Consider the following 26,670-nt stretch of genomic DNA (forward strand, 5'->3'; position numbering starts at 1 on the left):
GGAAGCGGGCTGCCTTGTAGGAAAGTGTTGGCCCGATTATAGCTTTACCAGGGCGGTTTTCCGGCAGGAGGTGATATGCGTCATGCGGGGATAAGTTTCATTCTCTGGGCGTTTTCCCTGGTCGCCTGGGCCGACGAGTCAGTGTGGAAACAGTTGCAGGCAGGCGGCTATGTCCTGCTCATGCGCCATGCGCAGACCGAACCGGGCACCGGCGATCCGCCGGGCTTTACCATCGGCGATTGCCGGACGCAGCGCAACCTGTCGCCTGAAGGCAGGGCGCAGGCACGGCGCACCGGCGAGGCCTTCCGGACGCGCGGCGTTGCATTGCGCGAGGTGCGCACGAGTGCATGGTGCCGCTGCGTCGACACGGCGACGCTCGCGTTTGACAATGCCGTCGTCTGGCCCGCGCTCAATTCCTTCTTCGGTGCGCCAGGAAGCAGGGAAGCGCAGACGGAGCAGGTCAAGGAAATCGTCCGCACGGTACAGCCGCCGCGCAACCTGATGCTGGTGACGCACCAGGTCAACATCACGGCGATGACCGGCGAGTTCATTGCTCCGGGCGAAATCTTCCTGGTCAGGTCACGCGGAAAGGACGGGCAACTGCAGGTCGTGGGACGCTTGAGGGTTCCCTAATCCGGAATCAAGGACGTCCACAGCTCCATGCGGTTCATCACCGCATTGCCGCAGTAGCCTTGCACGAGGCGCGGGCTTTCGAGATGCATCGTCGCTCGCATGACGTGGGCCTGCCACTCGGGTGTCGCGGTGAGCTGGGCCAGCTTCTCACCGCTGCCACGAATCAGGAAGAAGCCCAAAGGTCCTTCGCCGTTCGGCGTCAACAGGATGGGCTCGAACGCTTCCACGTCGCCATTTTTCTGCAGCTGCGTCAGGTAGCCAATGAATTCATTGAAGTGCGCGGCACCGATCTTTTCGCGTCCCGGCACGCTCTTTTTCCAGCTGAACATCAGGCAATTCCCACTCATGGTCATTCTCCTTCTTGATGAGTGAAGCGGCAGAACCAGTATAGGAATCGGCAAGGGGCGGGCATGCCGGACGTACGGCGGCTTGAGGTGGCTCAAGCCGCTACCGGCGCAGGCTGAGTTCTTTCTGCATCGCCAGCGCTTCCGGCGGCCACGTGCTCTTAATGTAGGCGAGCACGGCGGCGATGTCGGTGTCGGACAGCACATTGGCGTAAGCAGGCATGTCGCTCTGGTAGCCGTCAGGGGCGGTACGTCCGGGAACGAGGCTGTTTTTCACGATATCGACGAGCACCGCATCGGGATGATGCCAGGTATGTCCCGATCCATCATGCGGCGGGGCCGGCAGGCGGCCGTTGGGAAGCCGCTTGCGCCATTCGGGCTGGCCCTCCAGGTTCGCACCGTGGCAGGCGGCGCAGTGGGCGGCGTAGATGTTTTTACCCTTCGCCACCATCTCGGAATCAGAGGGATCGATGAAACCCGATTGTGGTTTGCTGAAGAAAAACATCGCCGTTGCGGCGATGCTTGCCACTCCGAGGGCGATCGCTTTGCGCTTCATCGTGCGCTAGCGCGGTGAGTACGGGCGCACGTTGGCCGCGACGCCTTCGGTGTCGAACTGACGGGTGACGTACAGCGCAGTCATCCCGATGCCCGCCAGCGCATCGCCCAGGTCGGCGACCGCAGCCTCCATTGTTTCGGTGCGGCCGAGCGGTTTGTCGATCGCGCCGATCTCCGCGTCGCCGTCCTTCGCCTGCACGCTGACGCGCAACACTGCGCCGTCATCCGCTTCCGTCGGGCCGATGACGGCCTTTACGCTGTCCGGCGCGGCGCCGTGCTCGTCCAGGACCTGCTGCACTTCCGACAGTACGCGCAACATGTCCAGTTCCGCGACCGCCGTCTCCTTGCCGCCGTGGAACAGGTCCTGGTACAGGAAGTCGACCTGCACCTCGCGTCCGTCCGTCACCAGGCAGCGTTGCAGCAAGGGCTGCGCTTGTTTCGACCAGGCGCGGAAACGTTCGGCGCGCGCCTCGAAATAACGGTCGGCCGCGGCTTCCTTCGCGGGGACGTGATAGAAGGCGTCGTCCATCGATTTCAGCGCGAAGCCGAGGAGGAAGCGCAGTTCCATTGCGCTGTCCTGCGGGGCGAACTGCGAAGGCGGCCAGCCGCGCATGCTGCGGGCGATGGCGTCGGCGGCAGTGCCCTTGCGGCGCGTCATCGCCTCGTACGCTTCCTGCACCATCTGGTTAAGCTGGCAGTAGCCGATATGCTCGATCTCGTCGAGGTGGTAGGCATGGCTGACCAGGACGACCTGCGCCTTGCGGCTTTCGAGCCCGCCTTCCTGGAAGCTGTCGCGCAGGGCGGCGAAGGCTTGTTCGTCCTGGAAATCCTGGTCGCTCTTCAATCCGCCCGTCGTATGCACGAAGAGCGGCACCACGAAGGCATTGATTTCCTGGTCCGGTCCGTTGTCATGGCGGAACAGGATGGTGCCCGACAGTTCCTCGACTTCCGCGCGCAGCACGCGGTAGGCGTCGCCGTCTTCGTCCCAGGTGCGCTCCAGCGCTTCGTCGAGCGCCTGCTCGCGCTGTTGCTGCAGGCACTTGCGGATCGTCCTGCGCAGCTCGGATTGCGCCTTTTGCAGCGCATCGGGCAGAACAGCGTAGACGCCGGATTCGCGCAGGTCGAGCGCGAACGTGACGAGGCGGTCGGAGAGAATGTCATCCCGCTCTTCGGCAGGGGCGGCTTTCGGGCCGGGAGTGTGTTTTGTCTTTTTCATGCTGGTATCGGAGCCGGGTGCCGGCGTATCGGTGCGTCTTGATGCAGGTCAAATCGCGCGAAGGGTGCGCTCCTATGCTGTCTGAGCACCTGCGCCCCTGAAGGAGGTCGCATTGTGACATGCAGCAACTGCTTTGCAAACCGGTGCGCACTCTCCTTTGCCGCGCCGCCATTCCATGATCATCGAAGGAGCGACCATGTCTTTACGCATTAATGATATCGCGCCCGACTTCAGCGCCATGACCACCCAGGGAGCCATCAAGTTTCACGATTGGATCGGCGATGGGTGGGCCATTCTGTTTTCCCACCCCAAGGATTTCACCCCGGTCTGCACGACGGAACTCGGCTATATGGCCAAGATCGAGCCGGAATTCACCAAACGCAACACCAAGCTGATCGGCTTGAGCGTCGATCCGGTCGACAGCCACCAGAAATGGCTCAAGGATATCGAGGAAACGCAGGGCACGCTGCCGAAATATCCGATCATTGCCGACAGCGACCTCGCCGTCTCGAAGATGTACAACATGCTGCCAGCGGACGAGCCGGGCACTTCCGAAGGACGCACGCCGGCGACCAATGCCACGGTGCGCTCGGTCTTCATGATCGGTCCCGACAAGCGCATCAAGCTGATGCTCACTTATCCGATGAGCACGGGGCGCAACTTCGACGAAATCCTGCGCGTGCTCGATTCCATCCAGCTCACCGCGACCACCAAGGTGGCCACGCCGGTCAACTGGAAGCCGGGCGAGGATGTGATCATTCCGCCGTCAGTCAGTGACGAGGAGGCGAAGTCGCTGTTCCCCGAAGGCTGGAATACGATCAAGCCCTACCTGCGCACCGTGAAACAGCCGCAGCGCCCGGGCGGGCAACAATAACGGGCTTTACTCGAGCGTCACGGACAGCGCGCCCAGCGGCGCGCTGAAGCGCGCTGTCCACGTCTCTTCGGGCTGGATGCTCCACGCATCGGTCCACGTCCCTGTCGTCACGACGTCCCCTGCCTGCAAGTCACCGGCATCCGGAAAGCGTCGCAACTCGACCAGGAAGTGCAGCAGCGCGCGCAGCGGCCCGTCCAGCACGTTTGCACCCCTGCCGCTTTCCACCACATTGTCCGCCTTGAGCAATTCCACCGTGGATTGCGCGAGGATGCGATCCAGTTCGGTTGCACTCGCAGCAAGTTCGCGCACCGGGAAGCGTCTGCCGACGAGCAGCCGGGCATGCAGCGAATTGTCGGCGACCGCATCGCCCGACGCGAATTTCCATCCGGGCAAGTGCGACTGCACGATTTCCAATCCCGGTGCGACCCAGTCGATCGCGTCGAACAGCGCGTCCAGGTCCGCGCCTTGTTTCGGTGTCGCCCTCATCCCGAAGACGGCTTCCGGCTCCACGCGCGGCTGGCAGGTATTCGCAATCGAGAGTGTGTCGTGCCCGTCGCAGAGTTGCAGCGTGGTGTTCCAGACTGTTCCCCAGATCGGGGCATAGACGTTGTAGCGTTCCCAGATCAGCCGGTTGGTGAAACCCACCTTGTAGCCTGCCGGACGCTCCCCGCGCGCGATGCGCATGCGGCGTACTTCCAGCGACTGCGCATAGGCAGCGGCGAGGTCGGAGCCGCCGACCTCGCCGGGGGCGTTCGGCCACAGGCATCCATGGTCAATGTGAGCGAGAAGCGCTTCCGGTGTCATCTGGGTTCTCCCTGCCGAAAACGGATATTGTAACTTTTTCAATTCGGCATGAACGCATAATGGATGAGGATGGCGCGTCTGCCGTAGATGACCGCGGTGGTCCGTTCGGTGCCTTCGCCGGAACGGACAATGCTCACCTCCAGGCAGTCGGGCATCCCTGGGGGCAGCGCGACGCACGCCTTCACCTGTCCGAATTGCGGCGCGGTGGAGGGCAATACCCATTCCCGTACGGGGCCGGCCTCTTCCACGGTTGGCGGAAAGCGTGGCGTGGTGGGAAATATGGACATGCGAACCCTCGACAAATGTGCCCCCGTGCACCACGGGCATGCCGTTTTGGCATCGCTTGTCCTCCTTCGTTCCGCTATTCCGGAGGACAACAAAGGTAAAATACTTCCCCTGCAGCAAGCGCGATTTCGTTGCGCGCCAGAATACAGGAAGCCACCTTGGAAGCAGAGAACACGCCGCGCGCACGCCTGCCGCGGATTCTTTCCCGCATCGCCGGATATTTCACATCAGTTATCGATGCCAACCTGGGTTGGCCCGCCAGGCTCAAGGCATTGACGAAGGCCGGCATGTCCAGCGCGGCGGTCGGCGTCGTGCTGCTGCTCGCGTACACGATCATCCTGATTCCGTTCACCCCCAGCATTTCCGACCTGCGCAAGGCCAAGGCGGAAACGCCGAGCGTCCTCCTGTCTGCCGACGGCAAGGAACTCGCTGTCTTCAAGCGCATGAACCGTGAATGGGTGGAACTGGACCGGATCTCCCCGCATGTCGTCAAAGCGCTGATCGCGACCGAAGACCACCGCTTCTACCAGCACTTCGGCATCGACCTCAAACGCACGGCCGGCGCCTTCCTGCGCACGCTGCAGGGTGACCCGGAAGGCGGCTCCACGCTCACCCAGCAGCTCGCCCGCAACCTCTATCCCGAAGAGATCGGCCGCAAACGCAGCATCAACCGCAAGCTCAAGGAACTGGTCACCGCGCTCAAGATCGAGGCGGTGTACTCGAAGAAGGAGATCCTGCTCACCTATCTCAACACGATGCCCTTCCTGTACAACGCCTTCGGCATCGAGATGGGCGCGCGCACCTACTTCGACAAATCCGCCGCCGACCTCAACGTGCTGGAAAGCGCCACCCTGGTCGGCATGCTCAAGGGCACCAGCTACTACAACCCGGTGCTGCGTCCGGAGCGCGCGCTGGAGCGCCGCAACGTCGTCCTCTCGCAAATGGCCAAGCGCGGTGTGCTGGCCAAGGCCGAATTCGAACGTCTCAAGACGCGCCCGATCCGCCTCGAGTTCGAACGCCAGCCGGAGCCGGTCGGCATGGCGCCGCACCTCGCGGTGCAGGTGCGCAAGTGGCTGATCGACTGGGCCGACCGCAACGACTACAACCTGTATTCCGACGGCCTGAAGGTCATCTCGACCATCGATTCGCGCATGCAGTCCTACGCGGAGCAGGCGGTCGACCGGCAATTGCGCAGGCTGCAAGGCGTGGCCGATGGCGAATGGGGCACGGGCGGGATGCGGCAGATGGCGGCGAGTGCCGCCATCAATCCGGCTGCGCGGCCCTTCGGTTATCTCTGGAAGACGCGGGCGGATCTAGTCGATGCCTTCGTGCGAGAATCCGTGCCCTATCGCCGCGCTGTCGACACGGGCACGCCGCCGGAACAGGCGCTGAAGCAGCTCAAGTCCAACGCTGCTTTTGTGATGCCGCTGCTTGCGGACAAGACGCGCCTGGAAACCGGCTTCCTTGCTGTCGATCCCACCAATGGCCATGTGAAGGCATGGGTCGGCAGCCGCGATTTCAGCATCGACCAGTACGACCACGTCGCCACCGCGCGCCGCCAGCCGGGCTCCACCTTCAAGCCCTTCGTCTATGGCGCGGCGCTGGAAAGAGGCATGTCACCCGACAAGCGCTTCGCCGACACCGAGGTGGAAATCAAGATGCCCGACGGCACAGTCTGGAAGCCGACCGACATGTCGGGTCCGAGCGGACGCGAGTTGAGCTTGCGCGAAGGCCTCGCGCAATCGAAGAACACCATTACGGCGCAGGTGATGCAGGAAGTCGGACCACGCCGCGTGGCGGACTTCGCGCGCAGGATGGGTGTGAACCAGAGCCCGCTCGAGCAGGTTCCCGCGCTCGCGCTAGGCACCAGTCCGGTCACGCTGCTGGAAATGGTATCGGCCTATGGCACCTTTGCCACTGGCGGCGAGGCGCGTAAACCCATCATGGTGAGCCGCATCCTCGACAAGGACGGCAAGGTGCTCGATACCTTCAGCAGCGGTGGCAAGCGCGTGCTGGACGAGGAAACCGCCTACGACCTGACCGGCATGCTGCGTGCCGTGATCGACCAGGGGACCGGTCGCGCGATCCGCTGGCAGGTCGGCGGGCGCGTCGATGTCGCCGGCAAGACCGGCACCACGCAGAACAACGCGGACGGCTGGTTCATTCTCATGCATCCCCAGCTCGTGGCCGGCGCGTGGGTCGGGTTCAACGATGCGCGCGTGACGATGCGCAGCAGCTACTGGGGGCAGGGTGCGCATACGGCCTTGCCGGTGGTCGGCGATTTCACGCGGCGGTCGCTGCAGGCAAAACTTATCGATGCCAATGCCCGATTCCCGAAACCGCCCGAGTCCTTCTTTGCATCGCTGGTGAACAAGGTGACCGGCTTCTTTGGCTGGAACGAGGAAGAACTCCCGCCACGGCCTGCCCCGCGCAAGACCGTACCTGCGCCACAACCGCGAGTACCGGATGACGTTCCCGATATCCGGCCGGACGAGATGGAACGCATTACGACCGAGGCGCTGGAAGCCGCGCAATCGATCCTGATCCAGGAGGAGGCGGGGCTCGCTACGGAGGGACGGCCTCTGGCGCCGGTCGAAGAGCGCAGCTTCGGAATCGCGCCGCCTCCACACATCGAAAGAAATGCCGCCGCGCAATCGAAGTGAGACATCTCAGGAAAAAGCTGCTACAATCCGCCCCCTTGCGGCTGTAGCTCAGCTGGATAGAGTACTTGGCTACGAACCAAGGGGTCGTGGGTTCGATTCCTGCCAGCCGCACCAAATTCGTACTGAAAAATGGGCTTGGAGAGCGATCTCCAGGCCCTTTTTCTTTGCATTGTGTCAAAACACTGCAATTGCGCTGGTTGCGGTTGCCGGCCTTTTCAATCGAAGTGCCGCCCGACCCAGCGCGCGACGCCCTCTGCAGAACGAAACTCGTCAATTGCACGACATTCGATATACGGATGCCGTTCGCGAAGCATTCGCGATAAAGCGGTTCCCGGCCCCAATTCCAATGCAATGGTAATGCCGGCTTCCGCGCAGGAATCCATGCAATCCTTCCACCGAATGGTATTGGCGATCTGGCTAGCGAGCGTTGCTTGAGCGTCTTCCACGCCGAATACCAATCGCCCCGATATTCCCGCCACGACAGGGAATACGGGGGGCGCGAACCGGTGCTGCCGCATTTCTGCCAGAAACCGGGACGCGGCAGCGTTCATGTAAGGGGTGTGCGAGGCCACTCCCACCGGTAACACACTGACGCGACATCCCATCGCCCGCAACTTTCCGCTCAAGATTTCGGCAGCTGCTTTGTCGCCACCAATAATTGCACTGTCGTCACCGGTTTCGATGGCAATGAACAAGGCATCGTCCGGCAGGAATGCACCGAGGCGAGCGGTGCTCATCCCGGATACGGCAACGAGCTGTTGTGGCGTCGCCTCGCTGGCGCATTCGTCCATCAGGCGGGCGCGGCAACCTGCCAGCGCTACTGCGGCACCCGCGTCAAGGGAGCCGGCTACTGCATAAGCAGACAATTCACCAATGCTGTAACCAGCGACGAGTGCGGGCGCGGGAACGAGGTCGCGGATCGCGTTCCATGTGCTTGCCGCGGACGCCACCATAAGCGGCTGGGCGAAACGATTCGCAAATAGCTGGGTGCCGTCATTCAAGACGACGTCAACTGGCATGCCAAGCTCGGATTCCAGCGGCGAGGAAGCGAGCCAGTCTCTCGTCTGCGCATCGCGATGGGCAAATTCGAACATGCGTGAGTGCTGTCCGCCTTGCCCGGGGCAGAGAATAGCCAGTCGTTTCAACATTCCAGGCCTCCGGTTATACGGGGCGCATCCACGTCGTCATCTTGTGAACCAGACAGGAGGCTGCGAGAAGATCGGCGGCACCGCCGGGGGAAATCTTCTTGTCCACAAAAGTGCGATGGCACTGCAGCGCGCGTTCCTTCCAATCACAAGCCGCCGTTCCCCCGCGTGCGAGGAACTCCCCGGAGGCGCGCTTCACAATATCCGCACCTTCGGCACCGGCCCTGTGATACACGTTGGTGTCGCTGATGTGCGCCATCAGTGAAAACAAGGCATTCACCCGAGCGTGTTCCCAGGACCCGCCCGCTGCAAGGGTGTTTCGCAGTGCAGGCAATGCGACCTCGAACACGGACGGCAGGCCCAGTGCGACCTCTTCCCGGGCTCCACTCGCCGAATAGGCTGCCGCAACCCGCAAACCGTGCGAGGTGTCTCCCTGTGGTGTGCAATGCATCGACAGAGCGCGTCCCCACTGGATCAGCAGGGTGGCGCGAATGGCTTCCGGCGTCGCGGCAATTCCGTTCGCCCGGCAGTAGCCGATGCTGGCGCATAGCATGCCGATGCAAAAAATGGCGCCACGGTGCGTGTTGATGCCGCCGGTCGCTTTCAACATCGACGCTTCGGCGGATATGCCGAACTGCTTCAGCTCACTGAACGGGGCGCCGTCCATGCCCGCACGCGTAATCCGGATAAAGTAATGGCGCAATGAGAACAGGCTGCGCATGAAGGTGCTTGCGTCCATGTCGGTGTGGCTGCCGTTGTCGACGGGTGAAACGAGGCCTGGCTTGGGGTAAAGCGTCAACTCGTCGTAAAGGCTATGAACAGCCCGCAAGCCGATATCGCGGCTCAAGGTCCGGTTGCGCTGCTCGGCGCGTCGCCGGGATACGTCATTCTGAACCTGTGGAAGCAGGATCCAGGGAGAAATGGGCGCAGTGTTCAGTGACTTGTGCATGGTTCATCTTCCAGGGTACACAGCAGGTCTTCCGTTTTCACCAGGCGTACTCGCCGGTTGTCTTTTGCGAGGACACGTGGATGTCCCGAAGCGGCGATAGCGGTCATCCATTCCTTCCACGCCACCGCCGAGCCGTCCGGAAAGATCACTTCGCCATCGAGCGGCAGCGCGCGGGCATGGCCGGCCATGAGTAACAAGCCGGCATGCAGTTCCGCGTGTGTTGCCGGCTGAAGCAGGAGATCAATATCGGAGGAGTGCGTGATATAACGCATGCCGGTGATCTCCTGAAGCGCCGCCGATCCGTAAACCCGGAAGCCAATGTTCTGGCGCCTGGCCTCTGCGCACAGGAATGCCAGCGCCGGCCGCCATGTTGACGGCATGGCGGCGACAACTTCATCGAGACGGAGCGGGGCGGAAATCCTGGAAACATGTGCCGATGGAATACGGAGCGGTATGCGTTTTTTTGTGCCGCTTGCATCCGGTGGAAGCGCTATGCCGGCACAGACGGTGCCGTCGTTCGCATCAGGCTCTGTCCGGCGCACGACGGCAGGATGCCGGGCACAGGCCCACGCCTGGATCGACGGTACGGCATCGTGTGGAGCCTGCTCCAGGACAGCCTGCCAGCCGTCGTCAGACAGCCAGACCAGGTTATGTCGCGGTAGCATGGGATTCTTTCATCACCGCGGTCGTGACGGCATGTGCGAGTTTCCGCCCGCCTCGCTCGGCGCCGAGAGATGCACGCAAGTCGCTCGTGTTCCCGTTCGCCAAAGCCTCTCTCAGATGTCGCGAAAGCGCATCGCGCCAAATGGCCTGGACGCCGCCCATCACGAAATAATTTTCCGCACCGGGAGCAAATACCGGATTCGATTTGGCCAGTTCCACAAGCCTTTCTTCAGGGACCTTGGTGATGCGTGCCATCGCCGGCAGGCCCATGACGCGGATCGTCGCGTCCGGGAGCGCATAGCACGCATCGGCCATCAAGCCGCTGGTGATGAAACCGCCGGAAAGCGCCTGGTCGTAAACCAGCCCGATGACCTTGTGACCGCGCTGTCGAGCCAGCTCAATACATTTGCCCAGATGCGCCATGTAGCTGTTGATCCCCAGCATCTCGTCGCGGTGGCGCAGCCGCTGTCCCTGGGTATCGACGAGGATGACGATGGCGCGTCGCGGATGACAACGGATTGTTTCCAGGATTTCCTTCGCTTGCGCAAGCGCGATTTCAACGCCGATTGGCGTATGTTCGGTTGTGCCGATCACGGCAACCGCATTTCCGTTGACTGTCGCTGTTCCCGACAGAAAGCAATCACGTTGCACGATGTCATGACCTTCCGGGAACAACTGCTCGGTGAGGGTTTTCCAATCCATGCTCATTCTCCAGTACGGACGATACGATGTTCCCCGACGCGATCGACGAAAGCATCAGGATCCAGCAGAGGCACAGCACCAGGCGCTTCGATACCCAGGCTGGTCCAGATATCCATCGGATCGACGACGTTACCGAACGCGTCCAGTCGATGGCTTAGCATCTCGTGCTCCCGTTCCAGGGCTTCCAGCGTCAGTTGCGTGCCGTTGCGCTGCCACTGTGCGATCTGCTGCACGGCGGCATCCCGAAAGCGGGAGAGGTCGTCCGCGACGATGGCCTGGCAATCGCCGATCAGGTAGCGATGCTTTCCGCCCGTCGTGCGCCAGACCAGCGCGCGGTCGCGCGAGTCGAACTCTTCGACGCCATTCGCGGTTTCGATGACCTCCGGTCCCGACATTGCCAGCCGGCCTTCTTCCGACATGACGACGGCGTTGGTGCAGCGCGCGACGATGCCCATGCCGCCGAAGCAGCCGTTGGAACCGCCGACCAGGGAGATGACAGGGATGCCCGCGGCACGGACATCGAGTACCGCACGCATGACTTCCGACACGGCAATCAGCCCGGCATTCGCTTCGTGAAGCCTGACTCCACCGGTCTCGAGCAGGAGGAGGACGGCTTCGGCCTCTTCCTTGATCGCGCGCTTGAGCAGGCCGACCAGCTTGGCGCCGTGCACTTCGCCCACGGCGCCGCCCATGAAGCCGCCTTCCTGGGCCGCCACGAATACCTTTTTGCCCTGCAGCCTGCCGCGGCCGATCACCACGCCATCGTCAAATGACACCGGCGCATCCAGCTGCTCCAGATGGGGGCTGACGATGCGGCGCGAAGGCGGCAAAAATTCCTCGAAACTGTTCGCATCCAGAAGGTGCTGCATGCGTTCGCGCGCATTCGATTCGACGTAGCTCGTCATGATTGGCCTTCCTGCATGGATTCCACGGCCTGGTCCAGCCGCAGGCTCACTACAGCCGGGGTGGCACCCATGTCGTTGATAGAGATGCGCGTATTCGCCAAGGGCCAGCGCGCATGAAAATCGGTCATCACTGCCTTCCAGATGTCGCCGAACCCGTGTGCCGCAGTCTTGACTTCGATCTCGCAGGCGCCGCCGAGGGTGGCCGGTTCGATCAGTACTTCCAGATTGCCCGAGCTGACGACGCCGACCAATTGCGGCGCCGTGCCGGCATCCTGCTGTCCGTTCTCGAAACGGAATGTCAAAGTTTCCATGGTTGTCCTACCAGTTCCTGAATCGTTTCGGCGGCTCGTACAGGCCGCCCGAGGCGCGCACCAGATCCTTCATGGTCTTGGCGGCGAGCAGGTCACGCGTCGCCTGGCGCTTGTCAATGCCAAGGTCTTCCGGGCGGCGGATGATGCCGCGGTCGCGCAGGTTCTCCACCGTGCGGCGATCACGCTGCAGGCCCACCGGTGTGTAGCCCGCCACGCCGCGGATCGCCTGCTCCCTTTCCTCCGCGGTGCGGCACAGCAACAGATTGGCGATGCCCTCCTCGGTCAGGATATGGGTGACGTCGTCGCCATAGATCATTACCGGCGGCAATGCCATGTTGGCCTGCTCGGCGAGCTGCCAGGCATCGAGCGTTTCGACGAAGGCAGGCTGCATGTGCTCGCGGAAGGTTTCGACCATCTGCACCACCAGTTTTTGCCCGCGCGGCATGCGGTTCGAATCGGCCTGCGCTTGCCGGCCGGCCTTCAGCCAGGCGGCGCTGGAGTGGCGGCGACCGCGCGCGTCTGAACCCATGTTCGGCGCACCGCCGAATCCGGAGATGCGGCCCAGCGTTGCGGTCGACGAGTTGCCGTACAGGTCGATCTGCAACGTTGAGCCAATGAACATGTCGCAAGCATAGTGGCCGGCCGCCTGGCAGAGGGCGCGGTTACTGCGCATGCTGCCGTCCGGTCCGACGAAGAACACGTCTGGACGCGCCCGGATGTAGTCCTCCATTCCCAGCTCGGATCCGAAGGAATGCACCGATTCCACGAAGCCCGCTTCAATCGCGGGGATCAGCGCCGGGTGGGGATTCAGTGCCCAGTGCCGCGCGATCTTGCCCTTCAGCCCGAGCGACTCGGCATAGGTCGGCAGGATGAGTTCGATGGCCGCGGTGTCGAAACCGATGCCGTGATTCAAGCTTTCGACCGAATATTCCGCATAGATGCCCTTGATCGCCATCATCGCCATCAGCACCTGGATTTCCGAGATCTGCGCCGGGTCGCGCGTGAAAAGCGGCTCGATATAGTTCGGCGTCGGCGCCTGCACGACAAAGTCGACCCAATCCGCCGGGACATCGACGCGCGGCACGGTGTCGACGATGCGGTTGACCTGCGCGATGACGATGCCGCTCTTGAACGCGGTCGCTTCAACGATGGCAGGTGTGTCCTCGGTATTGGGCCCGGTGTACAGGTTGCCCTGGCGGTCCGCCGCCTCGGCTGCAATCAGCGAGACGCGCGGCGTGAGGTCGACGAAGTAGCGGCCGAACAGTTCGAGATAGGTGTGGATCGCGCCGATATTGAGCTTGCCCGACATCGCCAGCTTCGCGAGGCGTCCCGCTTGCGGCCCCGAGAAGGAAAAGTCGAGCCGGGACGCGATGCCCTTGTCGAACACGTCAAGGTGTTCCGGCAGTGCCAGTACGGATTGCAGCATGTGCAGGTCATGCACGCGTGACGGATCGAGTCGAGTCAATGCCTTGGCGAGGAAATCCGCCTGCTTCTGGTTGTTCCCCTCCAGGCACACCCGGTCTCCATTCTCAAGCACCGCATGCAGCAAGTCGACGATCCTCTCTGAGGACACGATTTTCCCGGCAAGTGCCGGCCCGAGGGCCGTGCCGGCACGGCCCAGGCGTTCTGTCCGATTGCCTTGCTGCGTGTTCCAGATTTTTTCAGGTGCGCCCATGGCCATCCTCCACATGCTGCGCGGCGACCGGGATATGCCGGCCTCGATTGAACAGGTGTTTCATATTCATTACTGTCATCTCACATGAGCGTTACGAAGGCCAGCGGTCAAAGAACGACGAACAAGAACCAGACCACGAACGGGGACAGCAGTGTCACTGCTGCGCCATAAATCATCAGTTGGCGCAGGAAGACATCGCGGTCGATCCCTTGTGCATTCGCGAGGACCAATGCGCCATTGGTCGAGAAGGGGCTGACGTCGACAATCGTTGATGCGACCGCCATGGCTGCGATAAATCCGATGGCGTCCACGCCGGTTCCCTGCTGGAGGAAGGGGACGGCGAGCGGAATCAGGGAACCCAGGACGGCGGTTGACGATGCGAAGGCAGAGACGACTGCGCCGACGAAGCACAGGAGGAGGGCCGCCATTAGCGGCGAGGTCAGGCCGGCCACGCTGTGTCCCACAAAATCGATCGTGCCCATCTTTTGCATTACACCCACGTAGGTGCTGACGCCCACGATCAACATGATTTCCGGCCAGGAGACCTGGGTAATCGCACGCTTTTGCACGTTCGGCGCCATCATGGACAGGATGAAGCCGATCGTGATGGCGACGAACCCGATATCCAGCTTGAAGTACAGCGTCAGGACCGCGAGCGCAATCAGTCCAAGCACCGTCACCACCTGGTGCACGTCTGCGCCGTTGTACTGGAACATACCGCTGGCCGTGAAATCCTTGGGCGAGGGCGGGGTCTGTGCATTTCCCTTGCCATTGCTGGAAAGGACAGAATCTGCAGAACGGGCCATCGCACCCTTTTCTTCCGTCAGCGCTTCGCCTTCGGCATCGCCGTAGATCTGGACGCCTTGCGCCGGAACGGCATAGGCAGCGCCGAAGGGAGCAAAACTTGCGCCGCTGTTCGCACTCTTCTGAATAATCCGCGGCTGGCGCATCAGGCGCACGCCGCCCAGCGCAAAGAACAGTGCAACCGCCACGGCCAGGTTGACGCCCAGGCTGGCAAATGCTGTCGTCATTTCGCTCAGCGGCAGGCCGGCCTTCTCGACGATCTTGTTGGTAATGCCGCCGTAGATGCTGATGGGCGAGAAGCCGCCGCCTTGCGCCCCGTGGATGACCATGAGGCCCATCATCAGCGGGTTGATGCCGTACTTCGCTGCAAATCCGAGTGCAATCGGCGCAATGATGGCGACCGCGGCCGGGCTGACTGCGCCGACGGCAGTAAGGGCAGCGGCGATCCCGAACATGATCCACGGGATCGCGGCGATGCGTCCGCCCACGGCGCGTACAGCCAGCCGCACGAGCCAGTCGATGGTGCCGTTGTTCTGGGCCTGCGCAAACAGGAAGGTGATCCCGACCAGGGTCAGGAACAGGTCGGCGGGGAACCCCGCAAGAATCCCTTTCGCCTGCATGCCTGCGACCAGAGTGCCCACCAGGAAAGCACCAACAAAGGCAATGACGCCCATGTTGATCGGCAGGACAGTGGCGATGACGAACATGGCACACAGGGCAAGAATCGATATCAGATGAGGTGACACGGTTATCTCCTTCAACAGCCGTACGGGCGAGCCGTGCCGGCGCCACGCTGCGGTGGCTTAATCACTGGAAAAGTGCGGCATTGCGATGCCGCTGTGCAGGAAACGACGCTTGAGCTAAACGTCCAGGCGTATGTGGAGTGGTACGCCTTTGGGGCTTCGATGATGGATCTGGGATATTCGGGCGGTGATCATGGTTTGTCTCCTACGCAATGAATAGACCGTTCTGGCGGCCGACTGGTTGTTGTTATTTTTGTAGGAGTAAACGTACGCCCTCGGCGATGCCCGATCAATCGCAGGGACGCATGAACGTTTACGGTGAGCGGAACGATCCGCCAGTGGATTCAGGAGGCAGCGGGGAAAACGGACTTAGCCGGCGTTATGCCGGGACATCCGGCAGACAGCGCTGAGCGCGAGCAGGTTCGGATCGCGCTCGCGCACGCGAAGGAAACTGAGGCCAATGGTCTGGCGCATCGCAAAGGGGTACTTGAGGGGAATCAGTTTGATTTTTTCACCGAAAACATTCCGAACACGCCCTGGCAGAAGCGTGTAGCCCATGCCTGCGCTGACAAGGTTCATCAGGGAAAAAATGTCGCCCACCTGCATCACGACATTCGGCGTAATCCCCGCCTGGCGGAACGCTTCAAGAAAACCGTGGTGCGTGACGAATCCTTCTGCCAGGCTGACGAAATGTTCCTTCGCGCAGTCCCGCAAATCGACTTCCGTGCGCGCCGCGTAGGGGGACCCCGCTGGAGCCGCGAAGAAAATCTCGTCTTCAAAAAGGGGGACGGATTCAATTTCCGGTTCGGCCTCGGGAACGGCCATCAATACGGCGTCGATGGCGTTCTGTTTGAGCTTTTGCAGGAGATCCGCGTTCGAACCGAGTACGAGTTCGGTCTGCAGTTCGGGCTTGCGCATCTTCAGTCCGATAATGACTTCGGGTGCCGTCCTGGTCGTCAGGGAATAGAGCGAGCCGATCTTCAGATGATCCGAAGAATAGCCGGCGGCCCGTTGCGTGGCCCGTATCCCCTCCACCATCGTTTGGATGACTTCACGGGCGGCATCGGCAAGGACCAGGGCTGCATTGGTAGGGATCAGATTGCGGCCTTCGAGGTTGAACAGCTTGCATGACGTGCTTTCCTCCAGGGAGTGGAGCGCGCGATGGACGCTGACTGCGCTGATGTCCAGCTTTTCAGCCGCGGAAGTAAGGTTGCCGCCTTCCAGGTAGGCCAAAAGGACTTCAAGCTTGCGGAAGGTAATCTCTTCCTTGATCTGGCTGCGCATCGGTGACTCTTTCTTTCAAGACGCTGAAATGTGAGAGCAAGAAATCCTGTCTGGTCGAATCCCGTGACGCCGTTCGACCCATCCCTTGTTTTTCACGACTGATTCATCAATGACTGGTTGGCACTTTATCACGCCAGTAGATGAAGACGGACCACGCTCTTGCGTTCAATCACTGCATTGTCATGTGCTTGGCGAAAAATCCATTCACGTTGCCCATAAGTGATATTGCCAGTCCGAATTGGTTTTATCCCGCGCAAGACGGTATACCTAGAGGCTGGGCAAAAACAGGTGGAGTGACGCAATGCGCAAAATTATTATTTCTTTTTCGGACTTGTTGTTGGCTAACTCATTGAGCAGGGCAGAATGCATGATGAACTGCTACGTTCGGGAACAGAGCCAGGAAGAGTCTTATACGTCAAATGCAGGTGGATGGAATTAGGCATCGGCGAAACCCATCTGCCATGTGTTGCTGACTGTAGGCAAGGACAGCGACCTTAGAATCGAAGTCGATCACGGGCTGGAGGCATGCGCTTCCAGCCCGTTTACTTTTTTCGCTTCACTTGCCGCCTTTTCTCCCATGGTTCCGTGCAGACAGCTGATCTGCATCAGTCCGCATGCATGCTGACAATTTGTTACGACTTGGATAGAACTGCCTTTCGGATTGGCGACTCCATTGAGCACATCCTGCGCGTGCACTCTCTCCCGAGAGAAAGAATTGCTGCGCGGGGCACGTTGTTCAACAGAACAGGAGAAATCGAATGCGAAGAAATCACACCGGACTTTCCATCCTGGCCGCTGCGCTGCTGGCGGCTGCCTCCCTTAAGGTCCATGCGCAGAGCAGCACGACGCTCGGCACCGGCGGCAGCACCGCCGGCAACGGCACGTCCAGCACGACGCTGGGAACCGGCGGCAGCTCGGCCGGTTCGGGCGACTCTTCAGGCAGCTCAAGCACCCTCGGCACGGGCGGCAGCTCCGCAGGCAGCGGTTCCACCGGATCGACGGTAGGAACCGGTGGCAGCTCCGCTGGCACCGGCGGCTCCTCAGGCAGTTCCAGCACCCTTGGCACGGGCGGCAGTGCCGCAGGCAGTGGCTCCACCGGATCGACGGTAGGAACCGGTGGCAGTTCCGCAGGCACTGGGGATTCCTCCGGTAGCTCCAGCACCGTGGGCACCGGCGGCAGCGCCGCGGGAACCAGCGGATCGGGCGCCTCAACGGGCGCGAGCGCATCTGGCGCTCACGACATGGACAGCTCGCCCGGCAAGAAGCATCACAAGAACAAGAGCAAGGACTGCCCTCCGGGACTGGAGAAGCAGGGCCGCTGCTAAGACCTCCTAACACGTTCACTCACGTGCGCCCGATGCCCATCCCGACCGGGGAGGGCAGGGCCGCAAGTAAAAAAGCGACCAAGGAGAATCGATCATGAAACCGAAACTCAGACTGAGCCTGCTCGCCGGCATGGCAGCGGTTGCCGCTTCACTCGGCGTTCACGCGCAGACGACGAGCGGCACGAGCAGCACCGAAAGCAGCGGCTTCGCCGCGGGCCGTCACGCCGACGGCGGCACCGGCGTGCGCAAGGCGGAGAGCAGCACCACCACGAGCACGAGCGGCAGCACATCCGGCTCCACCGGCAGCAGCGCCAGCAGCTCCAGCACCATCGGCAGCGGCGGCAGTGCGACCGCGGGCAGCGGGGTTGGCGCGTCCAGCGTCGGCACCGGCGGCACATCGGCGGGTACGCAGGACAGCAGCGGCGGCACCGCCACCAGCTCGAGCGGCCCGGGCGCCAGTGCCAGTGCAAGCGGCCCGAGTGGCAGCAGCGCATCCGGGCCATCAGGAAGCACGACCGACCCGGCAAAGGGTGCATCGGGTTATGCGCGCGACAATGCGGGAACCGGAACGAAGGCGCACGGCAAGAGCGGCGCGCCGGGACAAAAGAAGAAGCAGGAAGAATAAAAAAATTGCGGCGTGCGCCGGCAGTGCGCGCCAGCCGTGGAAGAAGCCCCGCTGCGGAAGCGGGGCTTCGTCATTCTGGCTATTCCTCCTTTGCAGTGCGCTGCGGATGCTTGTGCACGTCCACAAATCGCAGCATTTCGCCCAGCCTCTCCTCATCCTCGGGAGCAAATCCGCACGTTGCCTTGAAGTCCTGCGGGTTCTCGTACGTCCCGAACAGCATGTCCCACCACACAATGTCGCCGTAGTTGTTGCGATGCCGCTTGTGCTGATGGTGGATACGGTGCATCTCCGGCCGCTGGAAGACATAACCGATCCAGCGCGGCGTTTTCACGCTCGTGTGATAGAAGAATTCTCCGATCGCGGTGCACAAGGTGTAGATCGCACCTGCGGCGGGAGACAGGCCGAGCAGCGTGTACACCAGCAGGCTGCCGATGATCGAATTCACGACCATTTCAACGGGATGCTTGTAGAAGGACGTGATGACTTCCAGCCGCTGCGGGCTGTGGTGGATCTGGTGGAAATGCGTCCAAAGGAAATCGCTCGTATGCCGCAAGCGATGCCACCAGTAGAACACGAAGGTCGCGATGAAGTAGGCAACGACACCGCCCGCCCAGTCCGGCAGGTGGCGTGACAGGTGGAACAGAGAATAGCTCGACAACCATTTTTCCCAGGTGATGCCGGCAAGCAGGACAACCGCAAGCTGCACCGCATTGATGGCCAACACACGAACGGGCCAGGTGGGTACGCGCGGGAGCGCCCAGCCGGGGCTTACGCGCTCGAGAATGAAGCAGGCGACAAAAGTCAGGATGATCCAGTGCAGCATGATGTCTCCTCCGAAGTTAGGGTGTGGAGGAGTGTAGGAAGCCGGCCCTGATTCGCTCCAGCAGCAACGCGGGCGTATCGGGATTCGCTACCCGCAGTAGTAAGGAGCCGCGGTAACTCATGTTCAATTGTTTTTGTGCCAAGGTCGCCGAAAAACCATCCAGGTGGATGGGAACTGGATGGTGGAGAGCTGGTCATATGCTGCAGGAGGATAAAAACATGGCACGCGAACCAGTAGCACAAGACACCCGGCTAAAAGTTGGCGATACGGAAAAGATCACCATCAACCTCGGGCCCGTAGACCTAGGACAAATCGACTTGCTGGTACAGGAAGGTTTCTATTCGAACCGGACCGACCTGATCCGCACCGCAATACGCAATCAGTTGCAATTGCATGGCGATGTCATCCGGCAAACCGTGGCGCGAAAAAGCCTCGTGCTCGGCCTGCAGCAGTATTCCCGCGCCGATCTGGAGGCGGTGCGCAGCGCTGGTCAGACCTTGCAGATACAGGTGCTGGGATTGGCCAGCATTGCTCCGGATGTCACACCCGAACTCGCGCTTGCCACGATCGACTCCATCACCGTGCTGGGTGCCCTGCACGCCAGCCCTGCCGTCAAGGCCGCATTGGCCGGGCGGATTCACTAACGATGTTGAAAGATGTCCATGAAAATCAATGACGGCTTCCTCGCGCAGATGCGCGAAGCCACCCAACTGCTGCAAACCGAAGGACCGATGGCGGCGACTGCTGCCATACAACGCGCGCTGCACGGTGCGTCGCCCGACGCCACATCGCCACAGCACGCTGACTGGACGGCGTTCCTGCCGCAGGCGCCGGCAATGCCGGACCTTAATCCTCAACAGACCGGCGCCGATGTTCTCGCACGATTCGCCAAGCTTGCACCCGGCGCATGGTCCGGTGCCGCCGCACGCCAGCGGGTCGAAGACGTCGAGGCCCATGAGGTCCCCGCGTCCAGCAACGCCCACGCTCCCAAGGGCCGCTTCATTGCAGGATCATTTACCAACAGCGCCGGTACACGCGCCTACAAGCTGTACATCCCGAGCGGATACAAGGACGAACCGCTACCGCTGGTTGTCATGCTGCACGGGTGCACGCAGAATCCCGACGATTTCGCGGCAGGTACGGGCATGAACAACGCCGCAGAAGAAGAGAATTGCTTCGTCGTCTATCCGGAACAGACGAAGAACGCCAACGGATCGCAATGCTGGAACTGGTTCCAGCCGGGCGACCAACGGCGTGATCACGGCGAACCGTCCATCCTTGCCGGTATCGCGCGCGACGTAGCGGGCAAATACAAGATCGACTCCAGCCGCGTCTATGTCGCCGGGTTGTCCGCGGGCGGCGCGATGGCAGTCGTGCTGGCTGCCACCTATCCTGAGGTATTCGCTGCTGTCGGCATTCACTCCGGGCTGCCGTATGCGGTTGCACACGATGTGCCCTCGGCCTTTGCCTCGATGAAGCGGCGCAAGCTGAAGCCTGGGGCGCAGCAGCCGGCGCCGCTCGGAAAGATGGTGCCCGCCATCGTCTTCCACGGGGATCGTGACGCGACAGTTGCACCACTCAACGGTGATCAGGCGCTGGCACAATGTGTCCCTATCGCAAGCGATCCAGGCACACGCGCCGACGTAAAGAAGGAGACGGCGCCTGGAGGGCGCAGCTATACGAAAACCGTCATCCATGATTCGCAGGGTCAGATCGTTGCGGAAAAATGGGTTGTGCATGGCGCAGCGCATGCATGGTCAGGTGGCAGCCGCAAGGGTTCATACACCGATCCCAAGGGCCCGGATGCCTCGCGTGAAATGCTGCGCTTCTTCCTTGCGCAACGGCGGCCCATTTCTTGAATGCCGATGTTCGTGTAGGCTAGGGCATGGACAACGACAATGTCATCCCGCTGAGCGGTCCGTTCCGCATCCATGATTCCATGGGGCGGACCTGGACGGTGCAATCCATCCGTATCTACGACGAGGGCTACGGGATCATCGATGTCTACGTCGACATGGAAGCATCCATGGAAGACGATCCTCTCCACAACGACCCGCTTGTGATCCGGCAGATCCTGTCGCGACTGCGCGCTCTCGGTTACGACGGTCCCGACTTCGGCCCGGGCGATGCCGGTTTGCAGGACGACAGGCTCATCGTCCTCGAGGCGCCCGAGGAATTCACCCGGTTTGCCGCAAGCAAGGGATGGAAGAACCTTGCCGAAGCGTATGCGGACGATGAACTCCCGGCCACGGTCGCAGGCGATGACCAGGTCGATCCCCTTGCCTTGGCAGCATTCGACGCATTGATGCGACGCCTCGCCGTCAAGTGACGCAACGGATGCCGTTCCGCCGGACTATTCTTGTCCGGCATTTTTTTACTCACTGAAACTTCCCTCATGCTGGAGGCGGATCAAGCATGCAGCGGAAAAGGCTTTGCTCCTGCAGTTGAATGTCTACTATCGAAGCGACCCGGCGTGAATTCACAGGGAGCTAGATTTCAAGCAGCGGCGTTGGCGGAAGGCGTGATCGAAAGCCGCGCTTGTTGAAGGAGACGATATGAGTGAACACACTGTGCAGCAACACAACCTGCGGCCAGCGGCGATCTGGAACAGCGGCGGCATGCAGTACGAAGCGATCAGCGAGACCATTGCCGATGCCATCGAGCACTGCGTGCTGCGGTTGAATCCGAGATCGGGCGAACATATTCTCGACCTGGCGACAGGTACCGGCTGGGGCGCCCGCCGGGTGGCGGCACGCGGCGCGCAGGTGACCGGTGTCGACCTCGGCGCCGATCTCATCGATGCCGCACGTTCGCGTGCGCAGGCAGAGCAGCTGAAGATCGATTTCCATGTGGGCGATGCGGAAGCGCTGCCCTTTGAAAACAAGACCTTCGATGGCGTAATCTCCACCTTCGGCATCATGTTCGTCAGCAAGCCGGAAGCAGCCGCGGTGGAGCTGTCCCGCATCTGCAAGCCGGGCGCGCGGATCGTGCTCGCCACCTGGCCCGCCGACGGGACGCTCGCAGGCCTGTTCAAGGTCATGAAAGCCTACATGCCCACGCCCGCGACACCGGCGCCGCCGTCCCCCTTTGAATGGGGAAGCCGAGAGCGCGTGCAGCAACTCCTCGGCCAGAGCTTCGACCTGCGCTTCGAAACCGGCACGACGGTCCTGCGGGCGCCGAGCGGGGAGACCGTATGGAATATTTTTGTTGCCGGCTACGGGCCCACGAAGGCGCTGGCGCAGGGACTCGACGCGCAACGTCTGGAAGGCTTGAAGCAGGACTTCATTGCGTACCATGAAGGATTCAAGTCGGAGCTGGGCGTGGCGATGCCGCGCGATTACCTTGTGACATTCGGCATCCGAAAATCATGACGCCTTGTTCGGTTGTCGGTTCGCAAGCCGCTGCCTGAAGAAGGCGAGGATTTCATCCCGCGCGGCGACCGTCGGCTGTCCCTCCTCATCGATCAGGTGGGCAGTGACGACGCTGTGCGGCGACCCGACAACCTGGGCAAAGAACGGCGCCGTCTCGCGATTGGCAGCGCTGTCGGGTAGCTCGCGCGCAATGAAGCGGTCGCCTAGTGCCTCCTGGTAGGCGGCGAAGCGTTGCGCGGTGCAGAACCGGTCCCCCTTGAACCGGTAGGCCATTACCGTTAGGTCTTCCCGGTCGAGCCGCTGCTTCACCGCCGCGAGTTCCTCGGGAGCCATCTCGATGCCGGCGGGATTATTGAGCGGTAGCGTGGGCTGCGAGAGGACGGGCGCCAGCATCGAGGGCTCCAGCATCATCGTGAGCGCGAAATTCCCGGTGAAGCACATGCCGATCGCACCCACGCCCGGCCCTCCGCATTCCTCATGTGCACGCCGGGCAAGTGCCCGCAGCCATACCGTCACCGGGCTCGACGCGTTGGCGGCAAAGGCGCGGAATTCCGCACTCACGCAGGCGCGCTTGAAGACGGCCATCCCTTCCTCCGCATCCGGTACCGCGCCGTCGCGCCCGAACAGCGATGGCATGTACACCGTGAATCCGGCATCCCGCACCCATCGGGCGAAGCGTGCAACGTGCGGACTGATCCCCGGCATTTCAGTCATTACGATCACGGCCGGACCGCTGCCGGCGACATGGACTTTCTTCGTCACATCGTTCAGCGTCATCTGGCGTCCCGCAAAGTCGTCGAGGGGATCGTCCTCATTCAGGTTTCGCTTCGTCATCAATCAGGCTCCTTGTTTGAAATGGATCGGCAGACTGCAACGCCAGTCTGGCCAAAGACCAGGAACCGGGAAATGGCCTGTTGCGACATTTTTCATGCCAAATCGGACAGGGTGATCCACAGTTGTCCGTTGTCGGCCCGGACGAGAGGAGCGAACGCGGGGATCAGCGCCGCCAGCCGCCGAAGCGGTGGGGCCGGAAGCCGTGGTGATGCCAGGGATGTCCTCCCCGGCCTCTCCAGAATTGAAGGTTGAAGCGGAAGTGGACGGGCGGCCATGCGTAAACCGGCGCGGGTGTTACATACGCGGGTGCTGTGGCGTAGGGATAGTCGTAGGCGGAGACCGGGGGATAGGCATCATAAGGCTGTTCATACGGAGCAACAACGGCACATCCGGAGAGTGCCGCCGCGAGAACAACCAGGACGAACAAGCGCTTCATGCTGGCCTCGATGCATGACATCCGTTGGACAGGCCTGCCGCCTGCGCGTTCGATCCTACTCCGCTTCCGGGGCGCCGCTGATGGCGTGACCGCCGTTGAACAACGCCGGTGGCCACCATCCGATCCCGGCCGTCACCTCGGAATCGAACTGCAGACGCGCCTGTGAGGGAGGATAGGCCTTGTTGTTGTAGGAGAACCCCGCGACTTCCAGCGTCCCGCCGTTCAAGGCCTCGCACTCCTTGTCCAGCGTGAAGGTCGATTCCACCGTACCCTCATCGCCGACCGTGCGCCTCGACTGACGCGCGTCGGCAAGCGGCATTGCCGTTCCCTGCCGCGTAATGACACGCGATTGCGCAAGCGCGTTATCCATGCCTTCCGGCATCCGTACGCGAAGGTAGGAAACCTTCCGGTGTGCAAACCCCGCTGGAAAGACAGGCGGCAAGGGGACGACATAGGAGGGCGACAGGGTGGCGATTCTCGACGGACATTTAAACTCGATCGAGACGGGCAGGTCGTTGTACGGCTTCAAAACCGCCTGTGCATTGTTGGCAGTCGCTTCTTCGTCATCGGTAAAAAATACGGCTTCCCTGGTGCCGGATGTCGTCATCGCGACACATCCGGTCAGCATGAGAGATAAGGCTGGAACGATACGCGGTCGCATGGTTGCACCTCCTGCAGGAATCGCATGAAAACCTGCATGAGCCGTGCCAGGAAAACGCTGAACCGCCGCCTCGATCAACTCCCGGAAAGCGTCAACAACTGATAGCCGGCGAACCCCGCCAGCAGCACCGCCGATCCGCGGCGAATCCAACGGAGATGCGCTGCACGCAACCGCTCCCGCAGTCGTCCGACCATTCCTACCAGCACGAACCACCACAGTGCCGATCCGAAGAACACGCCGGCAATCATCCATAGGGGCGAAGCGGTCGCCATACCGCCGGCCAGGGAGGAAAACACCGCGACGAATGACAGGATGGTCATGGGATTAGACATCGTCAGCAGGAAGGTGCCGCCGAAGGCGTGCCAGCCCTTTACCCCACCCTTGGCCGCAGCTGCGTGCTGCGGTTCCGCGGCGTTCCATGCGCTCCATGCCAGCCACAGAAGGAATACCGCGCCGCCCAGTGCAAGCACCGAGCGCGCATCGGTCAGCAGCGTAATCAGCGCCGTGACGCCGAGGGCGCCGATGGCGCCGTACATCGCATCGGCCGCCGCCGCGCCCAGCCCGGTCGCGAGGCCGACTCGCGGCCCGTAATCGAGCGTGCGCTGAATGCAAAGCAGACCAATCGGCCCGACTGGCGCGGCAATCGACAAGCCGATCAGCATCGACTTGAGGAAGAGGGGAACGAGTGAGGTATCCATACAGGAAAGTCTAGCTAGCCTGGTGGCGCCGTGGAATGTGCTTTTTCAGGCAAAATGGCTGAATCGCCTGAAAAGTGAAAGGAGATCCTGCAATGCACCCCGTGGACGATAAATCCTGGCGTATCCTCGCCGCCCTGCAGGAAGACGCCCGCGCCTCGCTCAAGACGCTGGCCGAACTGGCCGGACTGTCGGTGCCGGCCACCGCCGAGCGCATCAAGAAGATGGAGGACGCCGGCATCATCCGCGGTTACCACGCCGACATTGCGCCGGAAGCGCTGGGCTACATCATCAAGGCCGTGGTCGCTATCACCACCCAGCATCCCTACAAGCAGAAATTCATCGAGGTGCTGCGGGCCAAGCCGCAGGTGCTGGAATGCCTGCACGTCACCGGCGCGGATTCCTGCCTGTTCACGGTCGTGGCGAAGGATATGGCCGACCTGGAGCAGTTCCTCGCCAGCATCAACCAGTACGGCGAGACGCGGACGTCAATCGTGATGTCGTCGCAGATTCCGCACCGGGGAGTGCAGCGCTTCTGACGGACGTCGCCGGAAAGACGGGGCGTCGCCCGATGCCAGAGTGGCTCATCCGAAACGCGACGCTCGGAGAGGTCAATGGCAGCATTCGTCTATGCCGATTTATTCTCGCGTGCGTCAATATCGGCCAGCGACTCGCGCCCGCGTTCGGTCACATCGAACCCTTCTCCCACAGTGCGGGGGGCGATCAATCCCTTCCTGCTCAGGAAGGTCGCGACATCCGCCTCGATGGCTCCCGGCGCAGCGTAGGCTACGGCGCGCAGTCCGTCGATGCATCGTTGAAGAAACAAGGTCTGCTGCCCCTTCTCGGTGAGTACATACACGCCCCCTTTGGACGTGACGTACTTCAGTCCGACGAGACGCTTCGCGTTGCGCGCCACGCACGCACTTTCACGCTCGCCTTTTCGCAACCGGCGAATCTGCGCTAGTGCCTCGTATTCATCCTTCGTCAACTTGTCGTCCATGGCTTTTCCCTTGAAAGGTGCGCAGTGTATCAGGGGGCGGGGGTGCGCTCTATTTTTTGCGCTTTCCGGGATTGGGCTTGGATGCTGACGGAGGACGCGAGGCGCGAATCTGCGCGAACAGTGTCCTTGCGTCCTGCACCGCACGTTCCTGCGTGCGCATTGCCGGAATGTCGTCATGCAGCGTGAAGAAGTCCGCGGCCTGCGCTCGCATCACATGCTTGATCGCGGCGTCATCGCTCATGTCGTACATCTCGGTCAGGAGCGTGGTGACTTCGTCCAGGTATTGTTCGTAGGTCATTGGCATGGCGGGGCGGGCAGGGCAGGTGAAAGAGTGCGTACTATATC

The 26,670-nt window shown here is 61.8% G+C and carries 31 protein-coding genes and 1 tRNA gene; 11 read left to right on the top strand and 21 right to left on the bottom strand.

Annotated elements, in window-relative coordinates; translation table 11 throughout:
* The first annotated feature begins 75 nt into the window (after positions 1-75).
* Positions 76-633 (top strand): histidine phosphatase family protein, encoded by a 558-nt coding sequence (locus tag ACNOHI_RS06945; protein ID WP_420473944.1) that lies wholly within the window; start codon positions 76-78, stop codon positions 631-633.
* Here the strand turns inward: ACNOHI_RS06945 and ACNOHI_RS06950 are convergent.
* The 3 genes from ACNOHI_RS06950 to ACNOHI_RS06960 form a co-directional block, all read right to left on the bottom strand.
* Positions 630-980, bottom strand: a complete 351-nt coding sequence (locus ACNOHI_RS06950; RefSeq protein ID WP_420473945.1) for a hypothetical protein — start codon at positions 978-980, stop codon at positions 630-632. The genes ACNOHI_RS06945 and ACNOHI_RS06950 overlap by 4 nt on opposite strands.
* A 100-nt stretch (positions 981-1,080) precedes the next feature.
* Positions 1,081-1,533 (bottom strand): c-type cytochrome, encoded by a 453-nt coding sequence (locus tag ACNOHI_RS06955; protein ID WP_420473946.1) that lies wholly within the window; start codon positions 1,531-1,533, stop codon positions 1,081-1,083.
* A 6-nt stretch (positions 1,534-1,539) separates the two neighbouring features.
* Positions 1,540-2,748 carry a DUF2863 family protein gene (locus ACNOHI_RS06960; RefSeq protein WP_420473947.1) on the bottom strand — a complete coding sequence of 403 codons (1,209 nt, stop codon included), beginning with the start codon at positions 2,746-2,748 and terminating at the stop codon, positions 1,540-1,542.
* A 196-nt stretch (positions 2,749-2,944) separates the two neighbouring features.
* Here ACNOHI_RS06960 and ACNOHI_RS06965 point away from each other — a divergent pair, with 196 nt between their 5' ends.
* Positions 2,945-3,622: a peroxiredoxin gene (locus tag ACNOHI_RS06965; protein ID WP_420473948.1), complete on the top strand. Its 678-nt coding sequence runs from the start codon at positions 2,945-2,947 to the stop codon at positions 3,620-3,622.
* 6 nt (positions 3,623-3,628) lie between these two features.
* Here ACNOHI_RS06965 and ACNOHI_RS06970 read toward each other — a convergent pair whose 3' ends face one another.
* Together ACNOHI_RS06970 and ACNOHI_RS06975 are read right to left on the bottom strand one after the other, a co-directional pair.
* A complete protein-coding gene (locus ACNOHI_RS06970) occupies positions 3,629-4,426 on the bottom strand; it encodes a 2-keto-4-pentenoate hydratase (RefSeq protein WP_420473949.1) in 798 nt (265 codons plus the stop codon).
* Between the two features lie 38 nt (positions 4,427-4,464).
* On the bottom strand, positions 4,465-4,713 hold the full coding sequence (locus ACNOHI_RS06975; RefSeq protein ID WP_420473950.1) for a hypothetical protein: 249 nt from the start codon (positions 4,711-4,713) through the stop codon (positions 4,465-4,467).
* A gap of 231 nt (positions 4,714-4,944) precedes the next feature.
* On the opposite strand from ACNOHI_RS06975, the gene ACNOHI_RS06980 reads away from it, so the two are divergent.
* Together ACNOHI_RS06980 and ACNOHI_RS06985 are read left to right on the top strand one after the other, a co-directional pair.
* The gene (locus tag ACNOHI_RS06980) at positions 4,945-7,374 is read left to right on the top strand and encodes a penicillin-binding protein 1A (protein WP_420474348.1); all 2,430 of its coding nucleotides are present in this window, start codon (positions 4,945-4,947) and stop codon (positions 7,372-7,374) included.
* Between the two features lie 37 nt (positions 7,375-7,411).
* A tRNA-Arg gene (locus ACNOHI_RS06985) sits at positions 7,412-7,488 on the top strand.
* Between the two features lie 101 nt (positions 7,489-7,589).
* On the opposite strand, the gene ACNOHI_RS06990 is transcribed toward ACNOHI_RS06985, so the two are convergent.
* From ACNOHI_RS06990 to ACNOHI_RS07030, 9 genes are all read right to left on the bottom strand, one after another.
* Positions 7,590-8,522 (bottom strand): ACP S-malonyltransferase, encoded by a 933-nt coding sequence (locus tag ACNOHI_RS06990; protein ID WP_420473951.1) that lies wholly within the window; start codon positions 8,520-8,522, stop codon positions 7,590-7,592.
* 13 nt (positions 8,523-8,535) lie between these two features.
* Positions 8,536-9,468, bottom strand: a complete 933-nt coding sequence (gene mdcB / locus ACNOHI_RS06995; RefSeq protein WP_420473952.1) for a triphosphoribosyl-dephospho-CoA synthase MdcB — start codon at positions 9,466-9,468, stop codon at positions 8,536-8,538.
* The gene (mdcG, locus tag ACNOHI_RS07000; protein WP_420473953.1) at positions 9,453-10,133 is read right to left on the bottom strand and encodes a malonate decarboxylase holo-[acyl-carrier-protein] synthase; all 681 of its coding nucleotides are present in this window, start codon (positions 10,131-10,133) and stop codon (positions 9,453-9,455) included. The genes mdcB and mdcG overlap by 16 nt, the downstream gene beginning before the upstream one ends.
* A complete protein-coding gene (gene mdcE / locus ACNOHI_RS07005) occupies positions 10,117-10,833 on the bottom strand; it encodes a biotin-independent malonate decarboxylase subunit gamma (RefSeq protein ID WP_420473954.1) in 717 nt (238 codons plus the stop codon). Before mdcE ends, mdcG begins: the two co-directional genes overlap by 17 nt.
* Positions 10,834-10,835: 2 nt before the next feature.
* Positions 10,836-11,738, bottom strand: a complete 903-nt coding sequence (locus ACNOHI_RS07010) for a biotin-independent malonate decarboxylase subunit beta (protein WP_420473955.1) — start codon at positions 11,736-11,738, stop codon at positions 10,836-10,838.
* On the bottom strand, positions 11,735-12,049 hold the full coding sequence (mdcC, locus tag ACNOHI_RS07015) for a malonate decarboxylase acyl carrier protein (RefSeq protein ID WP_420473956.1): 315 nt from the start codon (positions 12,047-12,049) through the stop codon (positions 11,735-11,737). The genes ACNOHI_RS07010 and mdcC overlap by 4 nt, the downstream gene beginning before the upstream one ends.
* A 7-nt stretch (positions 12,050-12,056) precedes the next feature.
* Positions 12,057-13,724 carry a malonate decarboxylase subunit alpha gene (mdcA, locus tag ACNOHI_RS07020; protein ID WP_420473957.1) on the bottom strand — a complete coding sequence of 556 codons (1,668 nt, stop codon included), beginning with the start codon at positions 13,722-13,724 and terminating at the stop codon, positions 12,057-12,059.
* Between the two features lie 107 nt (positions 13,725-13,831).
* On the bottom strand, positions 13,832-15,274 hold the full coding sequence (locus tag ACNOHI_RS07025) for an SLC13 family permease (protein WP_420473958.1): 1,443 nt from the start codon (positions 15,272-15,274) through the stop codon (positions 13,832-13,834).
* 366 nt (positions 15,275-15,640) lie between these two features.
* Positions 15,641-16,555, bottom strand: a complete 915-nt coding sequence (locus tag ACNOHI_RS07030; protein ID WP_420473959.1) for a LysR family transcriptional regulator — start codon at positions 16,553-16,555, stop codon at positions 15,641-15,643.
* 758 nt (positions 16,556-17,313) lie between these two features.
* Between ACNOHI_RS07030 and ACNOHI_RS07035 the strand changes: the two genes are divergently transcribed.
* Both ACNOHI_RS07035 and ACNOHI_RS07040 read left to right on the top strand, forming a co-directional pair.
* Entirely contained in the window at positions 17,314-17,880 is a 567-nt protein-coding gene (locus tag ACNOHI_RS07035) for a hypothetical protein (protein ID WP_420473960.1), read from the top strand.
* Positions 17,881-17,974: 94 nt separating this feature from the next.
* The gene (locus ACNOHI_RS07040) at positions 17,975-18,505 is read left to right on the top strand and encodes a hypothetical protein (protein WP_420473961.1); all 531 of its coding nucleotides are present in this window, start codon (positions 17,975-17,977) and stop codon (positions 18,503-18,505) included.
* A 79-nt stretch (positions 18,506-18,584) separates the two neighbouring features.
* Here ACNOHI_RS07040 and ACNOHI_RS07045 read toward each other — a convergent pair whose 3' ends face one another.
* Complete coding sequence (locus ACNOHI_RS07045) at positions 18,585-19,328, bottom strand: sterol desaturase family protein (RefSeq protein WP_420473962.1); 744 nt, start codon at positions 19,326-19,328, stop codon at positions 18,585-18,587.
* A gap of 218 nt (positions 19,329-19,546) precedes the next feature.
* Between ACNOHI_RS07045 and ACNOHI_RS07050 the strand changes: the two genes are divergently transcribed.
* The 4 genes from ACNOHI_RS07050 (at position 19,547) to ACNOHI_RS07065 (ending at position 22,699) form a co-directional block, all read left to right on the top strand.
* Entirely contained in the window at positions 19,547-19,972 is a 426-nt protein-coding gene (locus ACNOHI_RS07050) for a CopG family transcriptional regulator (protein WP_420473963.1), read from the top strand.
* A gap of 18 nt (positions 19,973-19,990) precedes the next feature.
* Complete coding sequence (locus tag ACNOHI_RS07055; RefSeq protein ID WP_420473964.1) at positions 19,991-21,187, top strand: alpha/beta hydrolase family esterase; 1,197 nt, start codon at positions 19,991-19,993, stop codon at positions 21,185-21,187.
* Positions 21,188-21,213: 26 nt separating this feature from the next.
* Positions 21,214-21,657: a hypothetical protein gene (locus tag ACNOHI_RS07060; RefSeq protein ID WP_420473965.1), complete on the top strand. Its 444-nt coding sequence runs from the start codon at positions 21,214-21,216 to the stop codon at positions 21,655-21,657.
* A gap of 226 nt (positions 21,658-21,883) precedes the next feature.
* Positions 21,884-22,699, top strand: coding sequence for a class I SAM-dependent methyltransferase (locus ACNOHI_RS07065; protein ID WP_420473966.1), 816 nt, complete (start codon positions 21,884-21,886; stop codon positions 22,697-22,699).
* On the opposite strand, the gene ACNOHI_RS07070 is transcribed toward ACNOHI_RS07065, so the two are convergent.
* From ACNOHI_RS07070 to ACNOHI_RS07085, 4 genes are all read right to left on the bottom strand, one after another.
* The gene (locus ACNOHI_RS07070; protein ID WP_420473967.1) at positions 22,694-23,533 is read right to left on the bottom strand and encodes a dienelactone hydrolase family protein; all 840 of its coding nucleotides are present in this window, start codon (positions 23,531-23,533) and stop codon (positions 22,694-22,696) included. The genes ACNOHI_RS07065 and ACNOHI_RS07070 overlap by 6 nt on opposite strands.
* Positions 23,534-23,696: 163 nt before the next feature.
* Positions 23,697-23,969 carry a hypothetical protein gene (locus tag ACNOHI_RS07075; RefSeq protein ID WP_420473968.1) on the bottom strand — a complete coding sequence of 91 codons (273 nt, stop codon included), beginning with the start codon at positions 23,967-23,969 and terminating at the stop codon, positions 23,697-23,699.
* A gap of 55 nt (positions 23,970-24,024) precedes the next feature.
* A complete protein-coding gene (locus ACNOHI_RS07080; protein WP_420473969.1) occupies positions 24,025-24,630 on the bottom strand; it encodes a hypothetical protein in 606 nt (201 codons plus the stop codon).
* A 74-nt stretch (positions 24,631-24,704) separates the two neighbouring features.
* Positions 24,705-25,328, bottom strand: coding sequence for a LysE family translocator (locus tag ACNOHI_RS07085; protein ID WP_420473970.1), 624 nt, complete (start codon positions 25,326-25,328; stop codon positions 24,705-24,707).
* 92 nt (positions 25,329-25,420) lie between these two features.
* On the opposite strand from ACNOHI_RS07085, the gene ACNOHI_RS07090 reads away from it, so the two are divergent.
* Positions 25,421-25,864 (top strand): Lrp/AsnC family transcriptional regulator, encoded by a 444-nt coding sequence (locus ACNOHI_RS07090; RefSeq protein ID WP_420473971.1) that lies wholly within the window; start codon positions 25,421-25,423, stop codon positions 25,862-25,864.
* Positions 25,865-25,953: 89 nt separating this feature from the next.
* Here ACNOHI_RS07090 and ACNOHI_RS07095 read toward each other — a convergent pair whose 3' ends face one another.
* Positions 25,954-26,325 (bottom strand): hypothetical protein, encoded by a 372-nt coding sequence (locus tag ACNOHI_RS07095; RefSeq protein WP_420473972.1) that lies wholly within the window; start codon positions 26,323-26,325, stop codon positions 25,954-25,956.
* Between the two features lie 49 nt (positions 26,326-26,374).
* Entirely contained in the window at positions 26,375-26,623 is a 249-nt protein-coding gene (locus ACNOHI_RS07100; protein ID WP_420473973.1) for a hypothetical protein, read from the bottom strand.
* Positions 26,624-26,670: the final 47 nt, after the last annotated feature.

The organism is Noviherbaspirillum sp. ST9 (genome assembly GCF_048799745.1).
In the GTDB taxonomy this organism is placed as follows: Bacteria; Pseudomonadota; Gammaproteobacteria; order Burkholderiales; family Burkholderiaceae_D; genus Noviherbaspirillum.